Raw genomic sequence first — 19,480 nt, forward strand, 5'->3', positions numbered from 1 at the left:
GTGCTCCGTTGGGTGCGCGCCGGCCCCATCAAAAAGTAGTGCGAAGGTTGAAGTTGACGGTCGGGGAACCCGCCTCGGTACGCTGCGCGTCGCGCAACGGCCAGCCCACGTCGAGCTTGCCGGTGACGTTCCGGAAGAGCCGGATGCTGGAGCCGAAGCCCACGCCGAGCAGCGTGTAGCTGCGGCGCTGCTCCGGCAGCGGGTCGCGCAGCTTCAGCGTGGCGGCGTCGAAGAAGCCGTAGACGCGCCATTCGTCGACACCGGGCCACAGCCAGTCCGCGTACGACGGCGAGCGCACCTCCAGCGAGGCGAGCAGGCCATCGTCCGCGGTGGCCTCCGCCGAGTAATAGCCGCGCACGCTGGTCGCGCCGCCGGCGGCGAACTGCTCGCCCGAGACCAGCGCGCCGGATGCCACCTGGAAGGCGCCGCGCGCATAGAGCTCCACGCCGCCCTTGAGCGTCTGCGTGTGCGTGCCGTCGCCCTTGAGGTAGATGAAGTCCGGCGAGGCGCGGTAGCGCTTGGCGCCGTACTCGGCCCACCCGCTGCCCACGCCGAAGCCGTTGAAGCCGCCTGTCAGCGCAAGCGCGGCCGAGCTCTGCGAGCGCTCGCCGAAGCGGTACGCATTGAACGACAGCGTCAGCGGCAGGTAGCGCAGCGGCACGTTGGACGCGGCCCCGCCCAGCGACACCGCCTCGTCCATGTCCTTGAAGTCGATGCCGAGCCCGAGCGAGCCGGACCAGTCGCCCGCGGGCGGCAGCGCGTAGTTGCCCTGGATGCCGAACACCTTGCCCTTGCCCAGCACGCTGGTGCCGCCCGTGGTGGCCACGTTGCTGTCCGAGACATAGCCGGTGGCCTGCACGCTGTACGGCGTGCCCGCGAACGGCGCGAGATAGCTGAACGACCACACGCGCGCCTCGTTCAGGTCCTGCGGCGCGCCAAAGAACGTCACCGACGCCTGGTGCCCCATCTGCCAGAGGTTGTCATGGCCGATGGTGGCCGAGGCGCGCAGCGCATGCGTGTCGACGCTGTGGTCGTTGTTGAGCATCACGCTGCCGCTGAGCGGCCGGTGGTCCTCCACCTTCAGCTCCACGTCCACGGTCTGCGGCAGCGAGCCCGGGCGCACCATCGGCACGACCTGGCGGTTGGGCGAGGCGTTGAGCGCGGTCAGCTCTTTCTGCGCGGCATTGAAGTCAGGCACCTTGCCCTCGGCCAGCGACGGCACCGCGTCGCGCACCGCGGCCGGGGAATAGTGCTCGGCGCCGACCACGCGCAGGCGTCCCACGCGCGTCTCGCCGACCTGCAGCAGCACCACGCCGCCGGCCACGCGCTGCTCGGGCAGTTCCACCACCACGGACTGGTAGCCGCGCTTCTGGTAGCGCAATTCCAGCGCGGCGCGCGCGCCTTCGACATCGTCGGCGGTGCGCGACGGCCCCAGGAACGGCGCCACCGCGTCCTCGATGTCGCCCTCGTCGAGCATGGTGTTGCCGCGCACCACGTATTCGTTGACGTCGAACCGGCGCGGCTCGCTCGCGGCCGGTTGTGCGCCCGGTTGTGCGGCCGGTTGTGCGCCCGGCTGTGCCGCGGCCGCGGCCTGCGCGGCCGCCGCGGCGAGCGCCAGCAGCACCGCCCCCGCCCTGCGTCGGCGCGCGCGGGCCCCGATCCCGTGTGTCCGGGATGTCTTCATACCCCTACCCTTTTTTGTTGTCCGGCAACGCCGGCAGGCTGGCGGCTGGCCGCCCTGGCATGGCCGGCCCCCGCCGGCCCGTCCCGCGTTCAGCGCACCGCCGAGATGACGCTGTCCAGCGCGGACTGGTCCACGCTGGCGGCCGACGCCGCGGTCTGCTGCTTGAGGTAGGCCTGCGCGGCGTCGCTCTGGTATTGCTGGCGCAGCTTCGCGCGCAGCGGCTCCCTGACTTCGTCGAGCGGGCGCAGCCCGGCCTCGCGCACCGCGATCAGCTTCAGCACGTGCAGGCCGGTGGGCGAACGCACCGGCTCGGATACCGCGCCCGGCTTCAGCGCCACCACCGCGGCGCGGATCTCGGGCAGCATCTCCGTCTCCGGCAGCCAGCCGGTATCGCCGCCGTTCGCGGCCGAGCGCGGCTCCTGCGAGCGCGCCCTGGCCAGCGCCGCGAAATCGGCGCCGGCGCCGCGCGCCTGGCGCGCGATGCTCTCGGCCTCCTTGCGCGCGTTGGCGCGCGCCGCCTCGTCGCCCTCGGCCGCCACGTAGATCTGCGCCACGTGGTACAGCTTCGGCGCGGTGAAGGCGGCGGGACTGGCGTCGTACGCCGCCTTGATCTCGGTGTCCGACGGATACCCCTGCGGCGGCTGCGTCACCGATTCCAGATAGCTGCGCACGATGACCGACTGCTCCGCGTCGAGCACCATCGCGGCGACTTCCGGGCGCCTGGCCCAGCCCTTGGATTCGGCTTCGGCCAGCACGCTCTTCTGCGCCAGGCGGCTCTGCACCAGCCGCTCCAGCGTCGGCTTGTCCGCCGCGAGCCGGGCGCGCGACGGCGCGTCCAGCGCGCGCAGGAACGTCTCCAGCTCCGCCTGCGTGACACTGGCCTTGCCGCTCTGCGCGACGATCTTGTCGGCGGCCACGACGGTGCCGGGTGCCACGGCAAGTACCGAGAACAGCGCCGCGCCGGCAATGGCACGGGGAACAACGAAGATCAGCTTGCGCATCACGGTGGACCTCCTGTAGCGTTTCTCTCAACGACGGTCCACGGCGGCCGGCGGGTGCCGATACTCAGGCAATCCAGCCAGGAAATTTCTGGGAGCGCAGCGTTGAAACGACTTCATGCATTTGCGATTGCGGCGATTCTTACGGCGCACGGTGACGTGGTTGTTGCGGAATCTGGGCAGATTTCCGGCGCGCCGCGGCCGGCGGAAGACACCGTGCCATGCGTCAGCGTCGAGGTGAACGGCCAGCGCGCGCCCGCGCTGGCATGCCTGAACGACAGGCTCGAGCAGGCGGCAAGAGGCGGCGCCAGGGGCGGCAACAAGCCGGCCGCGGGCGCACTGAGCGAACAGCTCGCGGGCCTGCCATCGAACCAGGCAGGCATGTTCAATTACTCGGCCACCGCCAACCGGATGGGCAATACCTTCGGCTCGTCGGTCAATGCGCAGCGTCCGCCGCAACGGCCCGTCTACCTGCCCGCGCTCGGGCGCCGCCCCTGACGCTGCCGCTGGCGTTGCCCGCCACGCTGCCTATCGCGCTGCCCATCGCGCGACGCATCGCGCTACCCCCCTCCCATTGGGGGGAGACGCGCGGCCACGCCACGTGGCGACAACGCGCGCGCGCATTGGGAACGATATATGGCACCGTCTAAGAAGAATGTGTAACGATTCCGACATAGGGCTCGCATAGCATGATCCGTGATCTGTGCAATGCAGCAGCAATGCGCCGCCTCGATTCGCCGGGAGCCACTGGCAACGCATTATCGCTGTGCTTGCCGGGGGTCTTTCCCGCGAGTCGGCGCAAGCCCATATCCTCAGGCGCGAACACGTGAATCGGCAATGAGACGGGGCAATTCAGCATATCGCCGGTCATCGCCTTCCGTTTTCCGGACTCCATTCACCGCTGCCGCTACAAGCGGCCGCGGTTTCGTCTTGATAAAAATAGGGAAAAAGCATGACGGAAAATCAGTGGGTCATTAATGTCACCAAATTCAGCGCCAATCCATCGCGGGCCCTGCAGGCCGCGCAAGAGCAGCCGGTGCTGGTGGTCAAGCACCAGCGCCCGCATGCCTACCTGGTGTCCGCCTCGTGGTGGCGGGAAGTCATGACCCTGCTCGCGGAAAACCGCGCCCACGAAGCGGAGCGGCCCGCGCCATCGCCGTGCGGCAACGAGAACGGCAACGCCTGATGCCGTAGCGCGCGGCCCGCTTCCCGGCGCCACCGCGCGGGAAAAGATTTCCACATCGCACTCTCGCTTCAAACGCCGCGGCGGGCGGCGGCACGCGCGTCGTGATGACTTCATGACAGAACCTTCCCCGACGCCGCCACGGTTGTGCCGCAATGCGCCGATACCTTAGGCGATGCACCGCGCCCCGAGGTATCCGCAAGCAGTTTCGTGCGGTCCCCGGGGCGCCCGATTCACGCCGGCCGGGCGCATAGCAGGCGCGTTACGGCAATCCGCTACCGACCATGCCGCTCGCCCGCATCCCCTCGCGCCACGTGTTGCCGCTCGCCACCGCGCTGCTGTTGAGCGCCGCCATGCCCGCGGCGCAGGCCGCCGCCCGCCAGGTCACGCTGGACTTCGACAACGCGGACATCTCGCAGGTGGTGCAGGCCATCGCCAGCGCGGACGGCAAGACCGTGTTCGTCGATCCGCGCGTCAAGGGCACCGTCAGCCTGTCCTCGGACCAGCCGCTCGGCACCGCGGACGCCATGCGCATGCTGCAGTCGGCATTGCGGCTGCAGGGCTATGCGATGGTGGCGGACGGCAGGACCGTCAAGGTCCTGCCGGAGGCGGACGCGAAGCTGCAGGGCATGCCCATCGTCACCGGCGCCGGCGGCGGCGACGCGGAGGCGAGCGGCGGCCAGGTCATCACGCGCGTGTTCCGCCTGTCCCGCGAATCGGCCACCAGCCTCGTGCCCGTGCTGCGGCCGCTGATCTCCGCCAACAACACCATCAACGCCTACGCCAACAACAACACCATCGTCGTGACCGACTACGCCGACAACGTCAGGCGCATCGGCGGCATCATCGCGGCGGTGGACCGCGGCACGCCCGCCGGCGAGGTGGAGGTGGTGGCGCTGGAAAACGCCGTGGCCAGCGACGTGGCCGTGCTGCTGCAGCGCATGCTCGACGGCGGCAGCGGCGGCGGCACCGGTGGCAGCGCCGGGTCGGCAAGCAACTCGGGCGGCTCCGGCGGCGAAGGCGGCGCGCCACGCATTGCCGTGGTGGCGGAGCCGCGCAGCAACACGCTGCTGATCCGCGCGCCCAGCCCCGAGCGCATGCGGCAGGCGAAGGCGCTGGTGGAACGGCTGGACCGCCGCTCCACGCGGCCCGGCAACATGTACATGGTGCCGCTGAAGAACGCCAGCGCGGTCACGCTGGCGCAAACGCTGCGCGCGCTGGTGGCGGCGGACGCCACGCTCTCCATGCAGTCGTCCGGGGCCGGCGGCGGCCAGGGCGCGGCCGCGCCCGCCACGGCCCTGCAGGCGTCGTATCCGTCGATGCCGCCCCTGCCCTCCGGCACGAGCAGCTCGTCGTCCGGCCTGGGCTCGTCGGGTGGCCTCGGCACATCGGGCACATCGGGAGGATCGGGCAGCGCCAGCGGGCTCGGCAGCGGCAGCTTCAACAGCGGCGGCAACGCCAGCCAGTCCACCACGGGCGGCACCATCCAGGCCGACCCGGCCACCAACTCGCTGCTGATCACCGCGTCCGAGCCGGTGTACCGCAACCTGCGCGCGCTGATCGACGAGCTCGACACCCGCCGCGCGCAGGTCTACGTGGAATCGATGATCGTGGAGATCACCTCCGACAACGCCGCCGAGCTGGGCATCCAGTGGCAGGCGCAGAACGGCCGCGCGTTCGGCGGCACGAACTTCGGCAGCGGCGGCCAGAACATCGTCAACGTGGGCGCCGACACGGCCGCGGGCGGCGGCATCCTGGCCGGCCTGGCGTCGAGCCTGCCGGGCGCGGGCGGCCTCAACATCGGCGTGCTCAGCAGCAAGCTGGGCCTGAACGTGCTGCTGCGCGCGCTCTCGAAGCAGAGCGGCGTCAATATCCTGTCCACGCCCAACCTGATGGTGATGGACAACGAGGAGGCCCACATCATCGTCGGCCAGAACCTGCCCTTCGTCACCGGGTCCTACGCGCAGACCGGCTCGTCCGCCTCCGTCACGCCGTTCCAGACCATCGAGCGGCAGGACGTGGGCCTGACGCTGCGCGTGCGCCCGCAGATCACCGACGGCGACAGCGTCAGGATGCAGATCTACCAGGAGACCTCGGACGTGATCGATCCGGGCGGCGTCAACGGCCCCACCACCAACAAGCGCGCGCTGGAAACGGCGGTGATGGTCGATGCCGGGGACGTCATCGTGCTCGGCGGCCTGATGCAGGACAGCTACAACGAAGGCGTGCAGAAGGTGCCCGGGCTGGGCGACATCCCGCTGATCGGCGGCCTGTTCCGCTACGAGAACAAGCAGCGCAGGAAGACCAACCTGATGGTGTTCCTGCGGCCCGTGATCATGCGCTCGCCGCAGGCCGCGCGCGACGTGGTGATGACCCGCTACGACTACATGCGCGGCGAAGGCGCGCGCGCGCCCACCGACAACTGGTTCGTGCGCGACGACGACACGCCGCGGCTGCCGCAGGCCGACGGCATGCCGCCGACCTCGCCGCTGGAGCTCGGCAATAGGCGCACGCCGGTGCCCGCGCGGCCGCAGGCCACCGATTCGTCGCTGATGCTGCCGCCGCCGCGCGAGCATGAGGCACCGGCCGCGCCATCCCCGGCCGCGCCGGATGCCGCGCGCCCCGGAGACAACGGATGAACGCCACCGCCGTCGAGCCCGACCTCACCCCGCCCACCCTGCCCGCCGGCGTGTCGGCGCGCCTGGTGCCCTATGGCTGGGCGCGCGCCGCGCGGCTGCTGCTGATCGCGCGCGCGGAAGGCCCGCCCACCGCGTGGGTGTGCGAGGAAACGCCGCCCGAGGCGATCGCCGAGGCGGCCCGCACCTTCGGCGTCGAAGACTGGGTCACGGTCGCGGCCGAGCACCTGCGCCAGGCGCTGTCGCAGGCGTATGCCGGCAACGAAGGCTCCGCCGCGCAGGTGGTCGGCGAGGTCGAGGGCGAAGTGGATCTGTCGCGCCTGATGCAGGAACTGCCGGCCGTGGAAGACCTGCTGGAAGCGGAGGACGACGCGCCGGTGATCCGCATGATCAACGCGCTGCTGACCCAGGCCGCGCGCGAAGGCGCGTCGGACATCCATATCGAGGCCTTCGAGCAAAGCTCCGTCGTGCGGCTGCGCGTGGACGGCGCCATGCGCGACATCGTCAAGCCCAAGAAGGCGCTGCACGGCGCGCTGATCTCGCGCATCAAGATCATGGCGCAGCTGGACATCGCCGAAAAACGCCTGCCGCAGGATGGCCGCATCACGCTGCGCGTGGCGGGCCGCCCGGTGGACGTGCGGGTCTCCACGCTGCCCACCACGCACGGCGAGCGCGCCGTGCTGCGCCTGCTGGACAAGGAAGCGGGCCGGCTCGACCTGGCGCGCCTGGGCATGGGCGCCGCCACGCTGCAGCGCTTCGACCGCCTGATCGGCCAGCCGCACGGCATCGTGCTGGTGACGGGCCCGACCGGCTCCGGCAAGACCACCACGCTCTACGCCGCGCTGTCGCGGCTGGACGCCGGCACCACCAACATCATGACGGTGGAAGACCCGGTCGAATACGACCTCGACGGCATTGGCCAGACCCAGGTCGGCGAGCGCATCGGCATGACCTTCGGCAAGGCCTTGCGCGCGATCCTGCGCCAGGACCCGGACGTCATCATGATCGGCGAGATCCGCGACCTGGAGACCGCGCAGATCGCGGTGCAGGCGTCGCTGACCGGCCACCTGGTGCTGGCCACGCTGCACACCAACGACGCGGCGTCCGCGGTCACGCGGCTGACGGACATGGGCGTGGAGCCCTACCTGCTGTCGTCGTCATTGCTGGGCGTGCTGGCGCAGCGTCTGGTGCGGCGGCTGTGCCCGGCGTGCCGGCGGCTGGAAGACGGACGCTGGCGGCCGGTGGGCTGCGACCGCTGCGGCCCCACCGGCTTCCAGGGGCGCTCGGGCGTCTACGAATTGCTGGTGGTGGACGACGCGGTGCGCCGCCAGGTTCACCAGCAGGCCGCGGACGCCGACATCCGCGCCGCGGCCGTGGCCGGCGGCATGCTGACCATGCGCGAGGACGGCCAGCGCTGGATCGACGCCGGCGACACCACGCTCGAGGAAGTGCTGCGCGTGACCAAGGACTGACAAGGAGGGCGCCATGCCCGCTTTTCGTTACGAAGCCGTGGACTTTGGCGGCAAGCTCCATCGCGGCGTGCTGGAGGCCGAGGGATCCAAGGCCGCGCGCGGCCAGCTGCGCACGCGCGGCCTGACGCCGCTGAAAGTGCTGCCGGTGACGGCCGCGGCCAACGGGGGCGGCGTCACGCTGTTCGGCGGCAGGCTGGGCGCGCAGGAACAGGCCCTGTTCACGCGCCAGCTGTCCAGCCTGCTGAGCGCCGGCCTGCCGCTGAACGAAGCGCTGTCCGCGCTCGCGGACCAGGCCGAGCGCGCCTACGTGCGCCACCTGGTCAGCGCCATCCGCGCCGACGTGGTGTCCGGCCAGTCGCTCTCCGGCGCGCTCTCGCAGCATCCGCGCGATTTTCCCGACATCTACCGCGCGCTGGTGTCCGCCGGCGAGCACAGCGGCAAGCTGCACCTGGTGCTGACGCGGCTGGCGGACTACGTCGAGAGCCGCAACGCGCTCACGCAGAAGATCAAGCTGGCGTTCACCTACCCCGCCGTCGTCACCGTGGTGGCCTTCGGCATCGTGGTGTTCCTGCTGACCTACGTGGTGCCGCAGGTGGTGGGCGTGTTCACCACCACCAAACAGAAGCTGCCGATGATCACCGAGGTCATGCTCGCGTGCAGCGACTTCGCGCGCGCGTGGGGATGGCTGGCCGCCATCGGCCTGGTGCTGCTGGGCTGGCTGATACGGCGCATCCTGGCGCAGCCCGGTCCGCGCCATCACTGGCACAGCTGGCTGCTGACCGCGCCGCTGCTGGGCAAGCTGGTCAGCGGCTACAACACCGCGCGCTTCGCCAGCACGCTGGCCATCCTGACCAGCGCCGGGGTGCCCATCCTGCGCGCGCTGCAGGCCGCCGGCGAGACGCTCAACAACGTCGCGCTGCGCGCCACCGTGGAAGACGCCATCTCGCGCGTGCGCGAGGGCACGTCGCTGGCGCGCTCGCTGGCCTCGGCCAACCAGTTCCCGCCGGTGCTGATCCATTTGATCCGCTCGGGCGAGGCCACCGGCAGCCTGCCCGAGATGCTCGAGCGCGCGGCGCAGGGAGAGGCCAGCCAGCTGGAACGCCGGACCATGTTCATCACCGGCCTGCTGGAACCGGCGCTGATCCTGGGCATGGGGCTGATGGTGCTGATGATCGTGCTGGCGGTGCTGATGCCGATCCTGGAGATCAACCAGATGGTGCGGTAGTTGCCGCTGGCGACGCGGCAGGACACGGCCCTGCACGCGCCGCCGGCAGGTCATCGGCCGGCGCGGGGGATATTGCTCACCAATGCCGGGCCGGGCGGGACGTCGCCGCTCGTCGCCGCCGCCAGCACCGGCAGCACGCGCTGCGGCGCCATCGCCACCTCCTGCGCGACGCCGCCCCGCTTCAGCACCACCGAGCGCGCGCGCACCTCGGACAGCACCAGCCCGGGCGCCGCTTCCCGGCCCGCGTGCACGAGCCGTGGCGCGGCGCCGGCGATGGAGAGCACCGCCGCCCCGTCGTCCCGCCCGAGCGGCCGGATCACGCCACCGACCGTCACCTTCAGTCCCTGCGCCTGCGCCGGCCCGGCGCCGAACAGCTCGCCGCCCGCGCCGGCGCGCGCCGGGGCCGCGGCGACCTTTTCCGCCCCCGGCGTCATCTCCGGCGTCGCGGCGATCTGCAGTCCCCAATAGACCACGACCGCCACGCAAGCCACGCCGCCGGCCACCGTGGCCGCGGGCACGGCCAGTTCCCCCGGCGAACGCCGGCACCACTCGCCCCATCGCGCCAACCTCTGCAACGTCAGCAGCCTCGTCATCGCAACGGCCCTCCTGGCATGAACTTTCGGTGTCGGAAACCGCGCAGAAAGTGTCACCACTTTGCCCCTCGCGCTGGCCAGAATCATTTGGCCCGCCCTGGTAGCGCGACCCCGGCGACTGTGTTGTATCGCGCGATCATGACAACCCTCTTGCGGAACCTGCGATGACCCCGACACGACACCGACGCAAACGGCCGGCCAGCGGCTTCACCCTGATCGAGATCATGGTGGTCATCGTGATCCTCGGGGTGCTGGCCGCGCTGGTGGTGCCCAAGATCATGAGCCGCCCCGACGAGGCCCGCATCGTGGCCGCGCGCCAGGACATCGCCTCGATCATGCAGGCGCTCAAGCTCTACCGCCTGGACAACAGCCGCTATCCGTCGACCGACCAGGGGCTCGTCGCGCTGGTGTCCAGGCCGACCACCGAGCCGGTGCCCAACAACTGGAAAGGCGGCGGCTACCTGGAAAAACTCCCCAAGGATCCCTGGGGCCACCCGTACCAGTACCTGAACCCGGGCGTGCACGGCGAGATCGACATCTTCAGCCTGGGCGTGGACGGGCAGGCCGGCGGGAGCGGCAATGATGCCGACATCGGTTCCTGGGAATAGCGGCCCGCGCGCCGCGGCCGGCGCCGGCTTCACGCTGCTGGAGATGCTGGTGGTCATCGTGATCATCGGCATCGTCAGCGGCCTGGTCGCGGTCAACGCCCAGCCCAGCCCGCGCCAGTTGCTGGCGCAGCAGGCGCAGCGGCTGGTGTGGCTGCTGCAGGGCGCGCACGACGAGGCCCGGCTGCGCGGCGAGCTGATTGCGTGGGAGGCCACGCCGCAGGCGTTCCGCTTCGTGATCCGCGAGGGCGGCCGCTGGCTGCCGCTGCGCGACGACGTGCTGCGCCCGGGCAACTGGGGCGGCCCGCTGGCCGCGCTGAGCGTGGCCCAGCCGGACCAGCCCGCGCAGGCCGGCAATGCGCGCGTGCTGTTCGGGCGCGAGGCGGTGGAGCCCACGCTGGAAATCGTGCTGCAGCGAGACGGCGCCGCCGTGCGCATCGTCACGCTGGCACCCGGCCGCTATGTCGTGCAATAGCGCCACGCGCCGCCGCGCGGCCGGCTGCACGCACGGCTTCACGCGCGACCGCAAGCACGGCTTCACCATGATCGAGGTGCTGGTGGCGCTGGTCATCGTGGCCGTCGCGCTGGGCGCCTGCCTGCGCGCGTCCGGCATGATGGCCGACAGCAGCGACAGCCTGCGCGCGCGCACGGTGGCCGGCTGGAGCGCCGCCAACCGGCTGGCCGAGCTGCGGCTGGCCGGGCGCTGGCCCGAGCCCGGCACGCGCCGCTTTGGCTGTGACCAGGGACCGGTGGCGCTGCTGTGCGAGGAAGTGGTGTCGCAGACCGGCGACGCGCGCCTGCGGCTGGTCACGGTATCGGTCTATCGCCCCACGGACCCCGGCGCGCGCCTGGCGCAACTGGCGCAGGTGATGGCGCAATGACACGCGCGCAGCGCCGCCGCGGCGGCTTCACGCTGATCGAGATGGTGATCGCCATCGCGCTGCTGGCCATCGTCGCGCTGATGTCGTGGCGGTCCCTGACCGGCATCATCCGCGGCCAGCAGGGCGTCATCGAGACCATGACGGACCTGCGCGAGGTGGACCGGATGTTCGACCAGATGTCGATCGACCTGGCCGACGCGGTGCCCGACAACGACCTTGGCGACGGCGCCATCGCGTTCGATGGCAGCCGGCTGCGCATCGTGCGCACCGTGCTGGCGCCGGGCCAGCCGACGCGCTGGCAGGTGGTGCGCTATCGCAGCGCCGACGGCGTGCTGTGGCGCGAGCTGTCGGCCCCCCTGGCCACGCGCGCGGCCGCGCTGGCGGCGCGGACCGCCCCGCCGGCGCAGCGCCAGGCATTGATCGGGCGCGCCGGCGCGATCCGGCTGCGCGGCTGGCTCAACGCCACCGGAGCGGGCGCCATGCCCGGCGGCACCCCGGAAGGCTGGGCCCAGACCGATGGCGGCCGAAAACCGCCGCCGCTGCCGCCCGGCACGCCCCCGCCGCTGCCGCAGCACGCGGTCGGCGGCATCGAGGTCGTCGTCCTGGCCGGCTCGCCGCCTTCCGCCTACCGGCGCGTGCTGACCAGCGGCCCGTAGCACGCGGCGACTGCGCGGCGATCGCGCCCCACCTCCAGCAACGCACTCTTGCACTCTTGCCCACTTGCTCCCATGCCCACGCCAGAACTCTTTGCCAGCTGTTTCGTCCGCCTGCCGGCGCGTCCCGTGCGGCTGCCCAGGGACCGCTGGGACGCCGCGCTGCTCCAGGCATTGCCGTTTGCGCTGACCGACGGCGAGGGCGGCATCCTGCGCAGCGGCCATGCCGATGCCGGCGCGCTGCCGGCCGCGCGCGACACGGTGCTGATCGTGGATGCCCGCGACGTGCTGCTGCTGCGCGTGCCACTGCCGGCCGTCAACGGCGCGCGCCTGCGCGAGGCGCTGCCGGGCCTGCTGGAAGAGCGCCTGCTGGGGGACCCCGAACACAGCCATATCGCCGTGCTGGCCCGCCACGACGGCGGCGACGCCACGCTCGCCGCCGTGGACCGCGAATGGCTGCGCTTCGTGCTCGACGCCTTCGGCCGCCGGCGCGCGCGGCTGCTGCCCGCGGCACTGTGCGTGCCCCTGGCCAAGGACCGCGCGACCGTGGTGGTGGACGTCCTGTCCGACGGCGCGGACGCCGGCTGCTGGCGCCTGACCGTGCGCACCTCGGTCGACGTGGGCTATGGCATCGCCATCAACGCCGCGCTGGCACCGGGCTGGCTCGCCACGCGCCTGCCCGTGGCCGCCTGCCACGCGGACGACGCCGCGCGGCCGCTGCTGGGCGACGCCGCGGCGCCGGCGGGCTGGCCACTGTGGATCCGCGGCGCCCGCGCGCTTGGCGGCATGGACCTGTGTCAATTCGAACTGGCGCACGCGCGCCGCCGCGCCGCCCGCCAGGACGGCGCGGCGCGCTGGCGCTGGCCCGCCCTGCTCAGCGTCGCCGCGGCGCTGCTCGGCATGGCCGGCATCAACGCGCAATGGTGGTGGCTGGCACGCCAGCAGGCCGAGGTGCGGGCCGGCTCGGAAGCCCTGGTGCGCCGGCACTTTCCGCGCGTCGGCCCGATCGTCGATGCGCCGGTGCAGATGCGCCAGCAACTGGACGCGCTGGCGCGCGCCAAGGGGCAGCCGGCCACCGGAGACATCGCCGACCTGTCCGAGCGCCTGGCCCAGGCGCTCGGGCCCGTGGCGCCGGATGCGCTGACCGAGCTCTCTTACCGCGACCAGACGCTGCGCGCCCGCCTGGCGGATTCGGCCAAAGTGGACGCCGACGCCTTTCGCCAGCGGCTGGAGGCCGCCGGCCTCTCCGCGCGGATCGAGGATGGCCGGTGGCTGATCAGGATCCGCTCATGAACGCGCCGCTCGACGAAGCCTTGCTGGTGCCCGCGGCACCAGCCGCCGCGCCGCGCCGGAGATGGCCGCTGCCACCCGCCGTCACGCGCGGCCTGCATGCCTGGCGGGCCATGCCGCCGCGCGACCGCCGCGCGGTGAGCGCCTGCGTCGCGGCGATTGCCGTCGCCTGCGGCTGGCTGGTTGGCTGGGAACCCGCCGCCAGCGCGATACCGCGCCTGCAACGCGAGATCCCGCGCGACCGCGCGCAGTGGCTGCAATTGCAGTCGCTGGCGAAACAGGCGCAGACACTGCGGGCGCTGCCCGACATCCCCCGGCGCGCCGGCGCCGCGCTGCGCGACGAAGTGGCCAGGTCGCTGGACGCGGCCGGTATCACCGGCACAGTGGTCGAAGCCACGGACGACGGCGTGCGCGTGCGGATCGACAAGGTGTCGTTCTACACGTGGATGCAGTGGCTGGCCGGCGCGCGGCAGGCGTTCGGGCTGGGCGTGCTGGACATGGAGGCGAAGAAGGCCGAGGGCGGCGAGCGCGGCACGGTGACGGTCGGCGCGGCGCTGGGGTTGCCGGTGCCGTAGCGCCAGCGTCGAGGCGGGAGCCCGATCGCCGGGACGGCGATGACGTCCCGGCGCATCAGTCCGTGCCGCCGCGGGGCCGCTGCCAGTCGCGCAGGATTGCCGCGATGTCCTTCGCATAGCGGTCCCGCAGCACGGGTGTCTCCGAGTGATACGCGCCGACCGCTTCCCAGGTATTGCCGTACTTGTTCATCTTGCGCCGAAGATGCCAGGCGCCGACGTAGACGCTGACGCAGCCCGACTGCAGCGCCTTGCCGTCGACGCCATAGCGCTTCAGCTCCGCCAGGTGAATCGAGTTGATCTGCATGAGGCCCATGTCGACCGTGCGATTGTCGTTCCGGTGCAGCGCATCGACCCGGAAGCGCGACTCCTGCCACGCGATGGCGCGCAGGATCATCGGATGCACGGCGTGGTAGCGGCCGGCATCGTCGAAACAGTCGGCATGCGCCTGCGCGGCGACCGCCACTGTGGCGAGCCCGGCCATCACGCGCCACCTCTCCCGCCTGCGTGTCATGGCAGGTCCTCCGGGTCCTGCTCCCGCACCCAGACCACGCGCGTGCGCAGGCTTGCGCCGATGCCCTCACGGTAGATCAGCGCGCTGGTCCGGCGCAGCGAACGGCCACCGCGCACCTCACCGTGCACGATGAAGTACCGGCTGCGCGCATCGATCATCAGTCCCTGCGGCTCCGGGGCCGCCGGGGCCAGTGCCTTGAGCCGCAGGGACAGGTCCCCGAGGTCCCGCCAGTACGCCCGGTCGCGGTCGGCGATCATGGTCCTGGCCTGCGACACGGTAACGCCCGGAATGAATGCCGCCAGGACCTCGGGCCCCACTGTGTTCATGTTGACCGTGGTCGGCATCGGCAGCACCACCACGAATGGCGCCAGTTTTTCCACCGCTTCGCGCGTATAGCCGGGAACGGCCAGCAGGTCGAGCACGCGCGTGAGCGGCAGCGGGCCATTCGGCCGCAAGCTGCGCAGGACATAGGCGGCGGTAGGCGCCGCCAGCGCGCTGTCCAGCGACAGCGTGGACAACAGCCTCCTGTAGGCGGACACGCCGACATCGCTGACACCGGGCGGCTGGGTACGGTCGCCAGTGCTGACAAGGGTCATCAGGTTCAGGCGCGCCTGCGCATCCTCGATGGCGCCGCCAAGCGTCACCACATCGCCGCCCTGCGCGAATGTCGCGCCAGACGCCGCGTCCGCACCGATCCAGGCCGACAGCGGCGCCAGCTGGCGCGGCTGCGCCCAGGGCTGGCGCAGATGATCGATCGACGACCGCGCGCCGTTGTCCTGGAGCATGACGACGGCCCACGCGGTGATGACCCCCTGCAGGGATTCACCCTGCGCGCGCAGGCGCCGTGACTCCACCGCGCGCGTGGACGCCTGCTGCTGGACGAACATCGTCGTCACCAGCGTCACGCACAGCGCCACCACCAGCAACGCCGTCACCACGGCCGCGCCCCGCTGCCGGCGCCTCATGATCGCTGCACCGGCAGCCACGCCCAGCACGCCTGCACCTCGGCCGCGTCCACCCGGGGCGGCGGGCCGGACAGGAACGCCGCGTCCAGCTTCACCTCGTCCAGGTGATACAGGTGCTGCTGCTGCGGTGCGCGCGCGTCGCGCGGCCGCACGTAGTGCGCCTTGTAGAAGCGTGGCGCCGGGTCGCGCGCCGCGTGCAGGTCCGCGACGCCGCGCACCGGCGCATCGAACCAGAAGCGGATCCAGCTCCCGCCGCTGCGATACCCGCGTTCCCCCGGCAGGAAGCCGGCCAGCGCCAGCTGGATATACGGCACCAGGGCCGGGTTCAGGCCGGCATAGCCCCACAGGCCGCGCCGCGCCGCGAGCTCCGCCAGGCCCAGGAAGCGGCCTATGGTCATCGACGGCACCAGCTCTGGCCGGCGCATCAAGGTCAGGTGCCATTGCCAGCGGGCCAGGTAGGCGTCGCGCTGCGCGAGCGCCAGGCGGACATCCGTCATTTCGCCCATGACAAGCTCCTCGGGCAGGTCCCCGTGGCGCATCAACGGACAGCGCGCGCGGGCGCGCGAGCCGTGGCTGAAGCGAGGCCGTATCTGCGTGCTGCGCGCGCCGATCAGCAACAACGCGCGATGGCACAACGGACAGCGCGGTGGCGGCGCGCCGCCGTGCAACGCCGCCGCGCCAAACTCGGCCAGGTAAGCCTGGACCGTGATCAGACGAGCGTCGACCGGATGCAATGCAAGTCTCATGGCGTGGACAGGTTGAATGTTGAATGCCCACAGCCGCTCCCCAACAAGCCTTTCTCTGCGTCGACGCTCCACGCGGATGCCCGCGATGGGTGAACCACACGGCGTGAACTTTCGCGCCATCACCCGCGTCTATGTCGTCGATCGTTGCGTTCGCGACAAATTGCTCGCGACGTCCCTCAAGTTACAAAGCGGCATTTGCACGGCAGTGACCAAATCTGCGAATATCGTGCAATCAGACAGACCCGGCTTGGTCATATCGCGCGACGCTTCTCGCGCTGCAAGCCACCCTGCGGTCTTCCTCTCTGCCACATGCTCAACGCCGCGTCTTGCCGCGGCACGTCATAACAAAAGAGCATGAGCCAGATTCGCCATCTCTTCACGATTCCATCCGCTCGTTTTCACGCGCGCCGCCAAGAATCCTTTCTGCGGGCAACGACAGCACACACGCTTTCCACACGGTGCCCGCAGGAAGTGAAGTCATGCATCAAACCACATCAATGCTTTCCACCCAATCAACGGGAGTTGCACTGTGAAACTGAAGCACGCACTGATCCAGGCGGCCTGCGCGGCCGTCGCCTTCTCGGCCACCGCGGCCATGGCCCAGAACGTCGTTGGCGGCGGCGCCTCGCTGCCCGAGTTCCTGTACAAGGCCGAAATCACCGCCTTCGCACCGAACTACGCCCCCTATGCCTCCACGGGCAGCGGCGCCGGCAAGACGGCCCTGCTCACCAACGCCCCCGCCGCCTTCAACGCGGTGACCGGCCGCACCGACACCGTGGTGCACTATGCCGGCAGCGACTCGATCCTGTCGCCGTCGGAAATCTCGACGTACAACGCCAACCGTGCCGCCACGGAAGGCGCCGCGATCCAGATGCCGTCGGTCGCCACTGCCGTCGGTATCGCCTTCAAGGCCGCCCCGGCGAACATCACGCTGACCACCGACCAGCTCTGCGGCGTGTTCTCGGGCAAGATCACCGACTGGAGCGCCATCTCCGGCATCTCGGGCCCGATCCGCGTGGTCTATCGCAGCGACAGCAGCGGCACGACGGAAATCTTCACCCGTCACCTGAGCGCGGTCTGCTCGGTCGCCAGCGGCAACTCGAACGTGAACTTCACCACCACGACCACGTTCGCCAACAACTTCCCGAGCGGCGTGCCGTCGAACTTCGTGGGCGCGGCACTGAGCGCCGGCGTTCGCGACAGCATCGACGTGGGCAATTCCATCGGCTACCTGAGCCCGGACTACATCAACACGACCCTGGCTCCCGCTTCGACGGCAGCCACCAAGAGCCTGAAGGCCGCGTTCCTGCGCAACAAGAACATCACGACCGGGACGGCCACCTTCCAGCCGACCGCGGCCGCGACGACTACCGCGCTTGCCAACCTCACCATCAGCGGCACGCTGTCCGACCAGAACAGCTGGGCGCCGCTGGCGGCTGACCCGGCTGCCGGCTATCCCATCTCCGGCTTCACGTATCTCGACCATGTCCAGTGCTACAGCAACGCCACCGTCAAGACCGACGTGCTGGCATTCCTGAACAAGCACTACGACTACGCGGATACCGCTCAAGTGAACCGCATCCAGGGTAATGGCTTTGCCCTGCTGCCGAGCGCGATCGTCACGAAGATCAAGGACGAATTCCTGACCGGCACGGCAAACAACCTGAACATCGGCAACGCCGTCGCCTGCAGCGGCAAGGCCGGCCGTTAATTCGACGGCAAGGCGGTAGCGGCCAGGGAGGGCAACCATCCTGGCCGGCGGGAAGGCCCACTTTGCGTGGGCCTTCTTTTTTCCCCGGCCGGTCCGCTAGAGATCGGCGCTTTTGCGCGGGGCCATATGCACGGGGAGAGCGGCTGCGCCCCTGGCAAGACGGCGCTCGCGGCCGACTCGCCCGAAAGAACCGGGGGCCCCGCACGGGGCCCCCGGTCTTGCAGCATCGAATCAGACGCGGATGCTCAGGCGGCCAGTTCCATCGGCAGCGCCGGCGCCTGCCACGACACCATCTGCATCACCGTGGTCACCTCCACCATCACCGGCGCGGCGCCGGTCTCGATGCGCAGCATTGCCTGCCCGTCGGTCCAGCGCCACGGCGTCGCACCCTGCGTCTCCAGCGGATGGAAACCAGCCGCCAGCGCATCGCCGTCGAGCGCGAGCGGCTGGCCGTCCACCCGGATGTCGCTGACACAGACGCCCAGCAGCCGGCCGTCCTGCTGGTCCGCGTACAGGTGCGCCAGCACGCCGCTACGCGAGACCAGGCCGATCTCGGCCGCGCCGGCCGGCACCATGAACCAGCGGCGCTGGCCTTGCGCGTGCACCGCGTCGATACGCTTGCCGTTCACGACCAGGTGCGCGTCCGCGTCTTCCACGCGCCGATACCCGAGCGCCAGCGCGCGGTCGAGCAGTTGCTGACGAACCTCCAGCAACTGCGGGCCCGCCATCACGCACGGCGCGCAGGCGTTTTCCCAGCTCTGCGGGTCCAGGCGGCCATGCAGCGCCACATGCTCGCCGGCATTGGAAAAACCCTGGCGATTGCCATCGTCCAGATAGCTCTCGCACGGCAGCCCCTCGGCCAGCAGCACGTCATGGCTGTCGAGTTCGATGTGGAAGTACTGCACCGCGATCACCGGTTCCTGCACGATCGTCGCGCCGTTGAGCAGGCAGCCAGCGGGAATCAGCACGCCGGCGACAAAGACCGCATGCCCGGGGGAAACCAGCAGGTCGCGCAGCGGCAGCCCGCGGCCGAACGCATCCGCCCGGATGCGAACGGGCATGACTTCCCACGGGCGGGGATGGCTCGCGCCATGCACGCGGCTATGGCCGATCCAGCGAACGGCGCGCTGCGCGCCGGACGCCGTGACGACGAGATCGCCTTCGCGCAGGGCTTCCACGGCGACGTAGCCCGAAGACGTGGCGATCCTGGTGCCGGCGGCAAAACAGGGCGCCTGCGGGAAGGTCGGTGCCGCCGCGTTGTCTAGCAGCGGGTTGTTGAGCTGTATGCCGTCGTCGGTGGCCCCAGTGGCATCGCGATAGTTGGCGTACATGTCCTCCTTCGTGATCACGAGGTAGTCGCCCCAGGGGTCTTTCAGCACGATCGTTTCGCTATTGGTTCCCACCACGGTCCAGGGCGTCGCGGCGTCCGGCTCCAGTGTCCAGTTGGTGGTGGGGCGAGGCTCGCCCAGGTAATAGTTGCTGCCGACCCCGACGGTATAGGTACCGTTGCCGTTGTCCGTCACGAACAACTGGAACGGCTCGCTGTCTGCCCGCGCGGAGGGAATCAGCGACTGATAGCCGCTGTAGTCGCCGGGAAGCGACACCGTGCCATCCCCGTTATCGGTCACCGACCCGAAAACCCAGCCAACATTGCCGGCCCCCAGGGCGATACCGTTGTAATCATTCAGATCAATAGCCACCACCTACTCCTCGATTGGGTATGTAAGACAGGGAGCGCCCTGCCAGCGAACC

The 19,480-nt window shown here is 70.6% G+C and carries 19 protein-coding genes; 12 read left to right on the top strand and 7 right to left on the bottom strand.

What is annotated here, in order from left to right:
* Positions 1–28: 28 nt before the first annotated feature.
* Both KF708C_RS21545 and KF708C_RS21550 read right to left on the bottom strand, forming a co-directional pair.
* Entirely contained in the window at positions 29–1,624 is a 1,596-nt protein-coding gene (locus KF708C_RS21545) for a ShlB/FhaC/HecB family hemolysin secretion/activation protein (RefSeq protein WP_231586553.1), read from the bottom strand.
* Positions 1,625–1,773: 149 nt separating this feature from the next.
* Entirely contained in the window at positions 1,774–2,685 is a 912-nt protein-coding gene (locus KF708C_RS21550; protein ID WP_059413204.1) for a peptidylprolyl isomerase, read from the bottom strand.
* Between the two features lie 102 nt (positions 2,686–2,787).
* Between KF708C_RS21550 and KF708C_RS21555 the strand changes: the two genes are divergently transcribed.
* The 5 genes from KF708C_RS21555 to gspF all read left to right on the top strand — a co-directional run bounded on the left by KF708C_RS21555 (position 2,788) and on the right by gspF (position 9,198).
* On the top strand, positions 2,788–3,180 hold the full coding sequence (locus KF708C_RS21555) for a hypothetical protein (protein ID WP_156173903.1): 393 nt from the start codon (positions 2,788–2,790) through the stop codon (positions 3,178–3,180).
* Between the two features lie 454 nt (positions 3,181–3,634).
* On the top strand, positions 3,635–3,868 hold the full coding sequence (locus KF708C_RS21560) for a type II toxin-antitoxin system prevent-host-death family antitoxin (RefSeq protein ID WP_059413206.1): 234 nt from the start codon (positions 3,635–3,637) through the stop codon (positions 3,866–3,868).
* 281 nt (positions 3,869–4,149) lie between these two features.
* The gene (gene gspD, locus KF708C_RS21565; RefSeq protein ID WP_059413207.1) at positions 4,150–6,504 is read left to right on the top strand and encodes a type II secretion system secretin GspD; all 2,355 of its coding nucleotides are present in this window, start codon (positions 4,150–4,152) and stop codon (positions 6,502–6,504) included.
* A complete protein-coding gene (gene gspE / locus KF708C_RS21570) occupies positions 6,501–7,973 on the top strand; it encodes a type II secretion system ATPase GspE (RefSeq protein WP_059413208.1) in 1,473 nt (490 codons plus the stop codon). Before gspD ends, gspE begins: the two co-directional genes overlap by 4 nt.
* Positions 7,974–7,986: 13 nt before the next feature.
* A complete protein-coding gene (gene gspF, locus KF708C_RS21575; protein WP_059413209.1) occupies positions 7,987–9,198 on the top strand; it encodes a type II secretion system inner membrane protein GspF in 1,212 nt (403 codons plus the stop codon).
* A gap of 50 nt (positions 9,199–9,248) precedes the next feature.
* On the opposite strand, the gene KF708C_RS21580 is transcribed toward gspF, so the two are convergent.
* A complete protein-coding gene (locus KF708C_RS21580; RefSeq protein ID WP_156173904.1) occupies positions 9,249–9,791 on the bottom strand; it encodes a hypothetical protein in 543 nt (180 codons plus the stop codon).
* Between the two features lie 164 nt (positions 9,792–9,955).
* On the opposite strand from KF708C_RS21580, the gene gspG reads away from it, so the two are divergent.
* The 6 genes from gspG (at position 9,956) to gspM (ending at position 13,795) form a co-directional block, all read left to right on the top strand.
* Positions 9,956–10,399: a type II secretion system major pseudopilin GspG gene (gene gspG / locus KF708C_RS21585; RefSeq protein ID WP_059413211.1), complete on the top strand. Its 444-nt coding sequence runs from the start codon at positions 9,956–9,958 to the stop codon at positions 10,397–10,399.
* A complete protein-coding gene (locus KF708C_RS21590) occupies positions 10,371–10,871 on the top strand; it encodes a GspH/FimT family pseudopilin (RefSeq protein ID WP_082079672.1) in 501 nt (166 codons plus the stop codon). The genes gspG and KF708C_RS21590 overlap by 29 nt, the downstream gene beginning before the upstream one ends.
* On the top strand, positions 10,858–11,277 hold the full coding sequence (gene gspI, locus KF708C_RS21595; RefSeq protein WP_059413213.1) for a type II secretion system minor pseudopilin GspI: 420 nt from the start codon (positions 10,858–10,860) through the stop codon (positions 11,275–11,277). Before KF708C_RS21590 ends, gspI begins: the two co-directional genes overlap by 14 nt.
* Positions 11,274–11,933, top strand: a complete 660-nt coding sequence (locus tag KF708C_RS21600) for a PulJ/GspJ family protein (RefSeq protein WP_059413214.1) — start codon at positions 11,274–11,276, stop codon at positions 11,931–11,933. Before gspI ends, KF708C_RS21600 begins: the two co-directional genes overlap by 4 nt.
* A gap of 126 nt (positions 11,934–12,059) precedes the next feature.
* Entirely contained in the window at positions 12,060–13,223 is a 1,164-nt protein-coding gene (gene gspL, locus KF708C_RS21605; RefSeq protein WP_197090395.1) for a type II secretion system protein GspL, read from the top strand.
* Positions 13,220–13,795 (top strand): type II secretion system protein GspM, encoded by a 576-nt coding sequence (gspM, locus tag KF708C_RS21610; protein WP_059413216.1) that lies wholly within the window; start codon positions 13,220–13,222, stop codon positions 13,793–13,795. The genes gspL and gspM overlap by 4 nt, the downstream gene beginning before the upstream one ends.
* Positions 13,796–13,850: 55 nt before the next feature.
* On the opposite strand, the gene KF708C_RS21615 is transcribed toward gspM, so the two are convergent.
* Genes KF708C_RS21615 through KF708C_RS36490 form a run of 3 tightly spaced genes read right to left on the bottom strand, consistent with a single transcriptional unit; the run spans position 13,851 to position 16,005 of the window.
* Positions 13,851–14,276: a lytic transglycosylase domain-containing protein gene (locus KF708C_RS21615; protein ID WP_156173905.1), complete on the bottom strand. Its 426-nt coding sequence runs from the start codon at positions 14,274–14,276 to the stop codon at positions 13,851–13,853.
* A gap of 26 nt (positions 14,277–14,302) precedes the next feature.
* Positions 14,303–15,301: a type II secretion system minor pseudopilin GspK gene (gene gspK, locus KF708C_RS21620; protein ID WP_197090396.1), complete on the bottom strand. Its 999-nt coding sequence runs from the start codon at positions 15,299–15,301 to the stop codon at positions 14,303–14,305.
* Positions 15,268–16,005 (bottom strand): hypothetical protein, encoded by a 738-nt coding sequence (locus KF708C_RS36490; protein ID WP_197090397.1) that lies wholly within the window; start codon positions 16,003–16,005, stop codon positions 15,268–15,270. Before KF708C_RS36490 ends, gspK begins: the two co-directional genes overlap by 34 nt.
* Before the next feature lie 541 nt (positions 16,006–16,546).
* Between KF708C_RS36490 and KF708C_RS21630 the strand changes: the two genes are divergently transcribed.
* Positions 16,547–17,728 carry a substrate-binding domain-containing protein gene (locus KF708C_RS21630; RefSeq protein WP_059413220.1) on the top strand — a complete coding sequence of 394 codons (1,182 nt, stop codon included), beginning with the start codon at positions 16,547–16,549 and terminating at the stop codon, positions 17,726–17,728.
* A 245-nt stretch (positions 17,729–17,973) separates the two neighbouring features.
* Here KF708C_RS21630 and KF708C_RS21635 read toward each other — a convergent pair whose 3' ends face one another.
* Positions 17,974–19,428, bottom strand: a complete 1,455-nt coding sequence (locus tag KF708C_RS21635) for a Hint domain-containing protein (RefSeq protein WP_197090398.1) — start codon at positions 19,426–19,428, stop codon at positions 17,974–17,976.
* Positions 19,429–19,480 lie beyond the last annotated feature (52 nt).

The organism is Cupriavidus basilensis (genome assembly GCF_000876015.1).
In the GTDB taxonomy this organism is placed as follows: Bacteria; Pseudomonadota; Gammaproteobacteria; order Burkholderiales; family Burkholderiaceae; genus Cupriavidus; species Cupriavidus basilensis_B.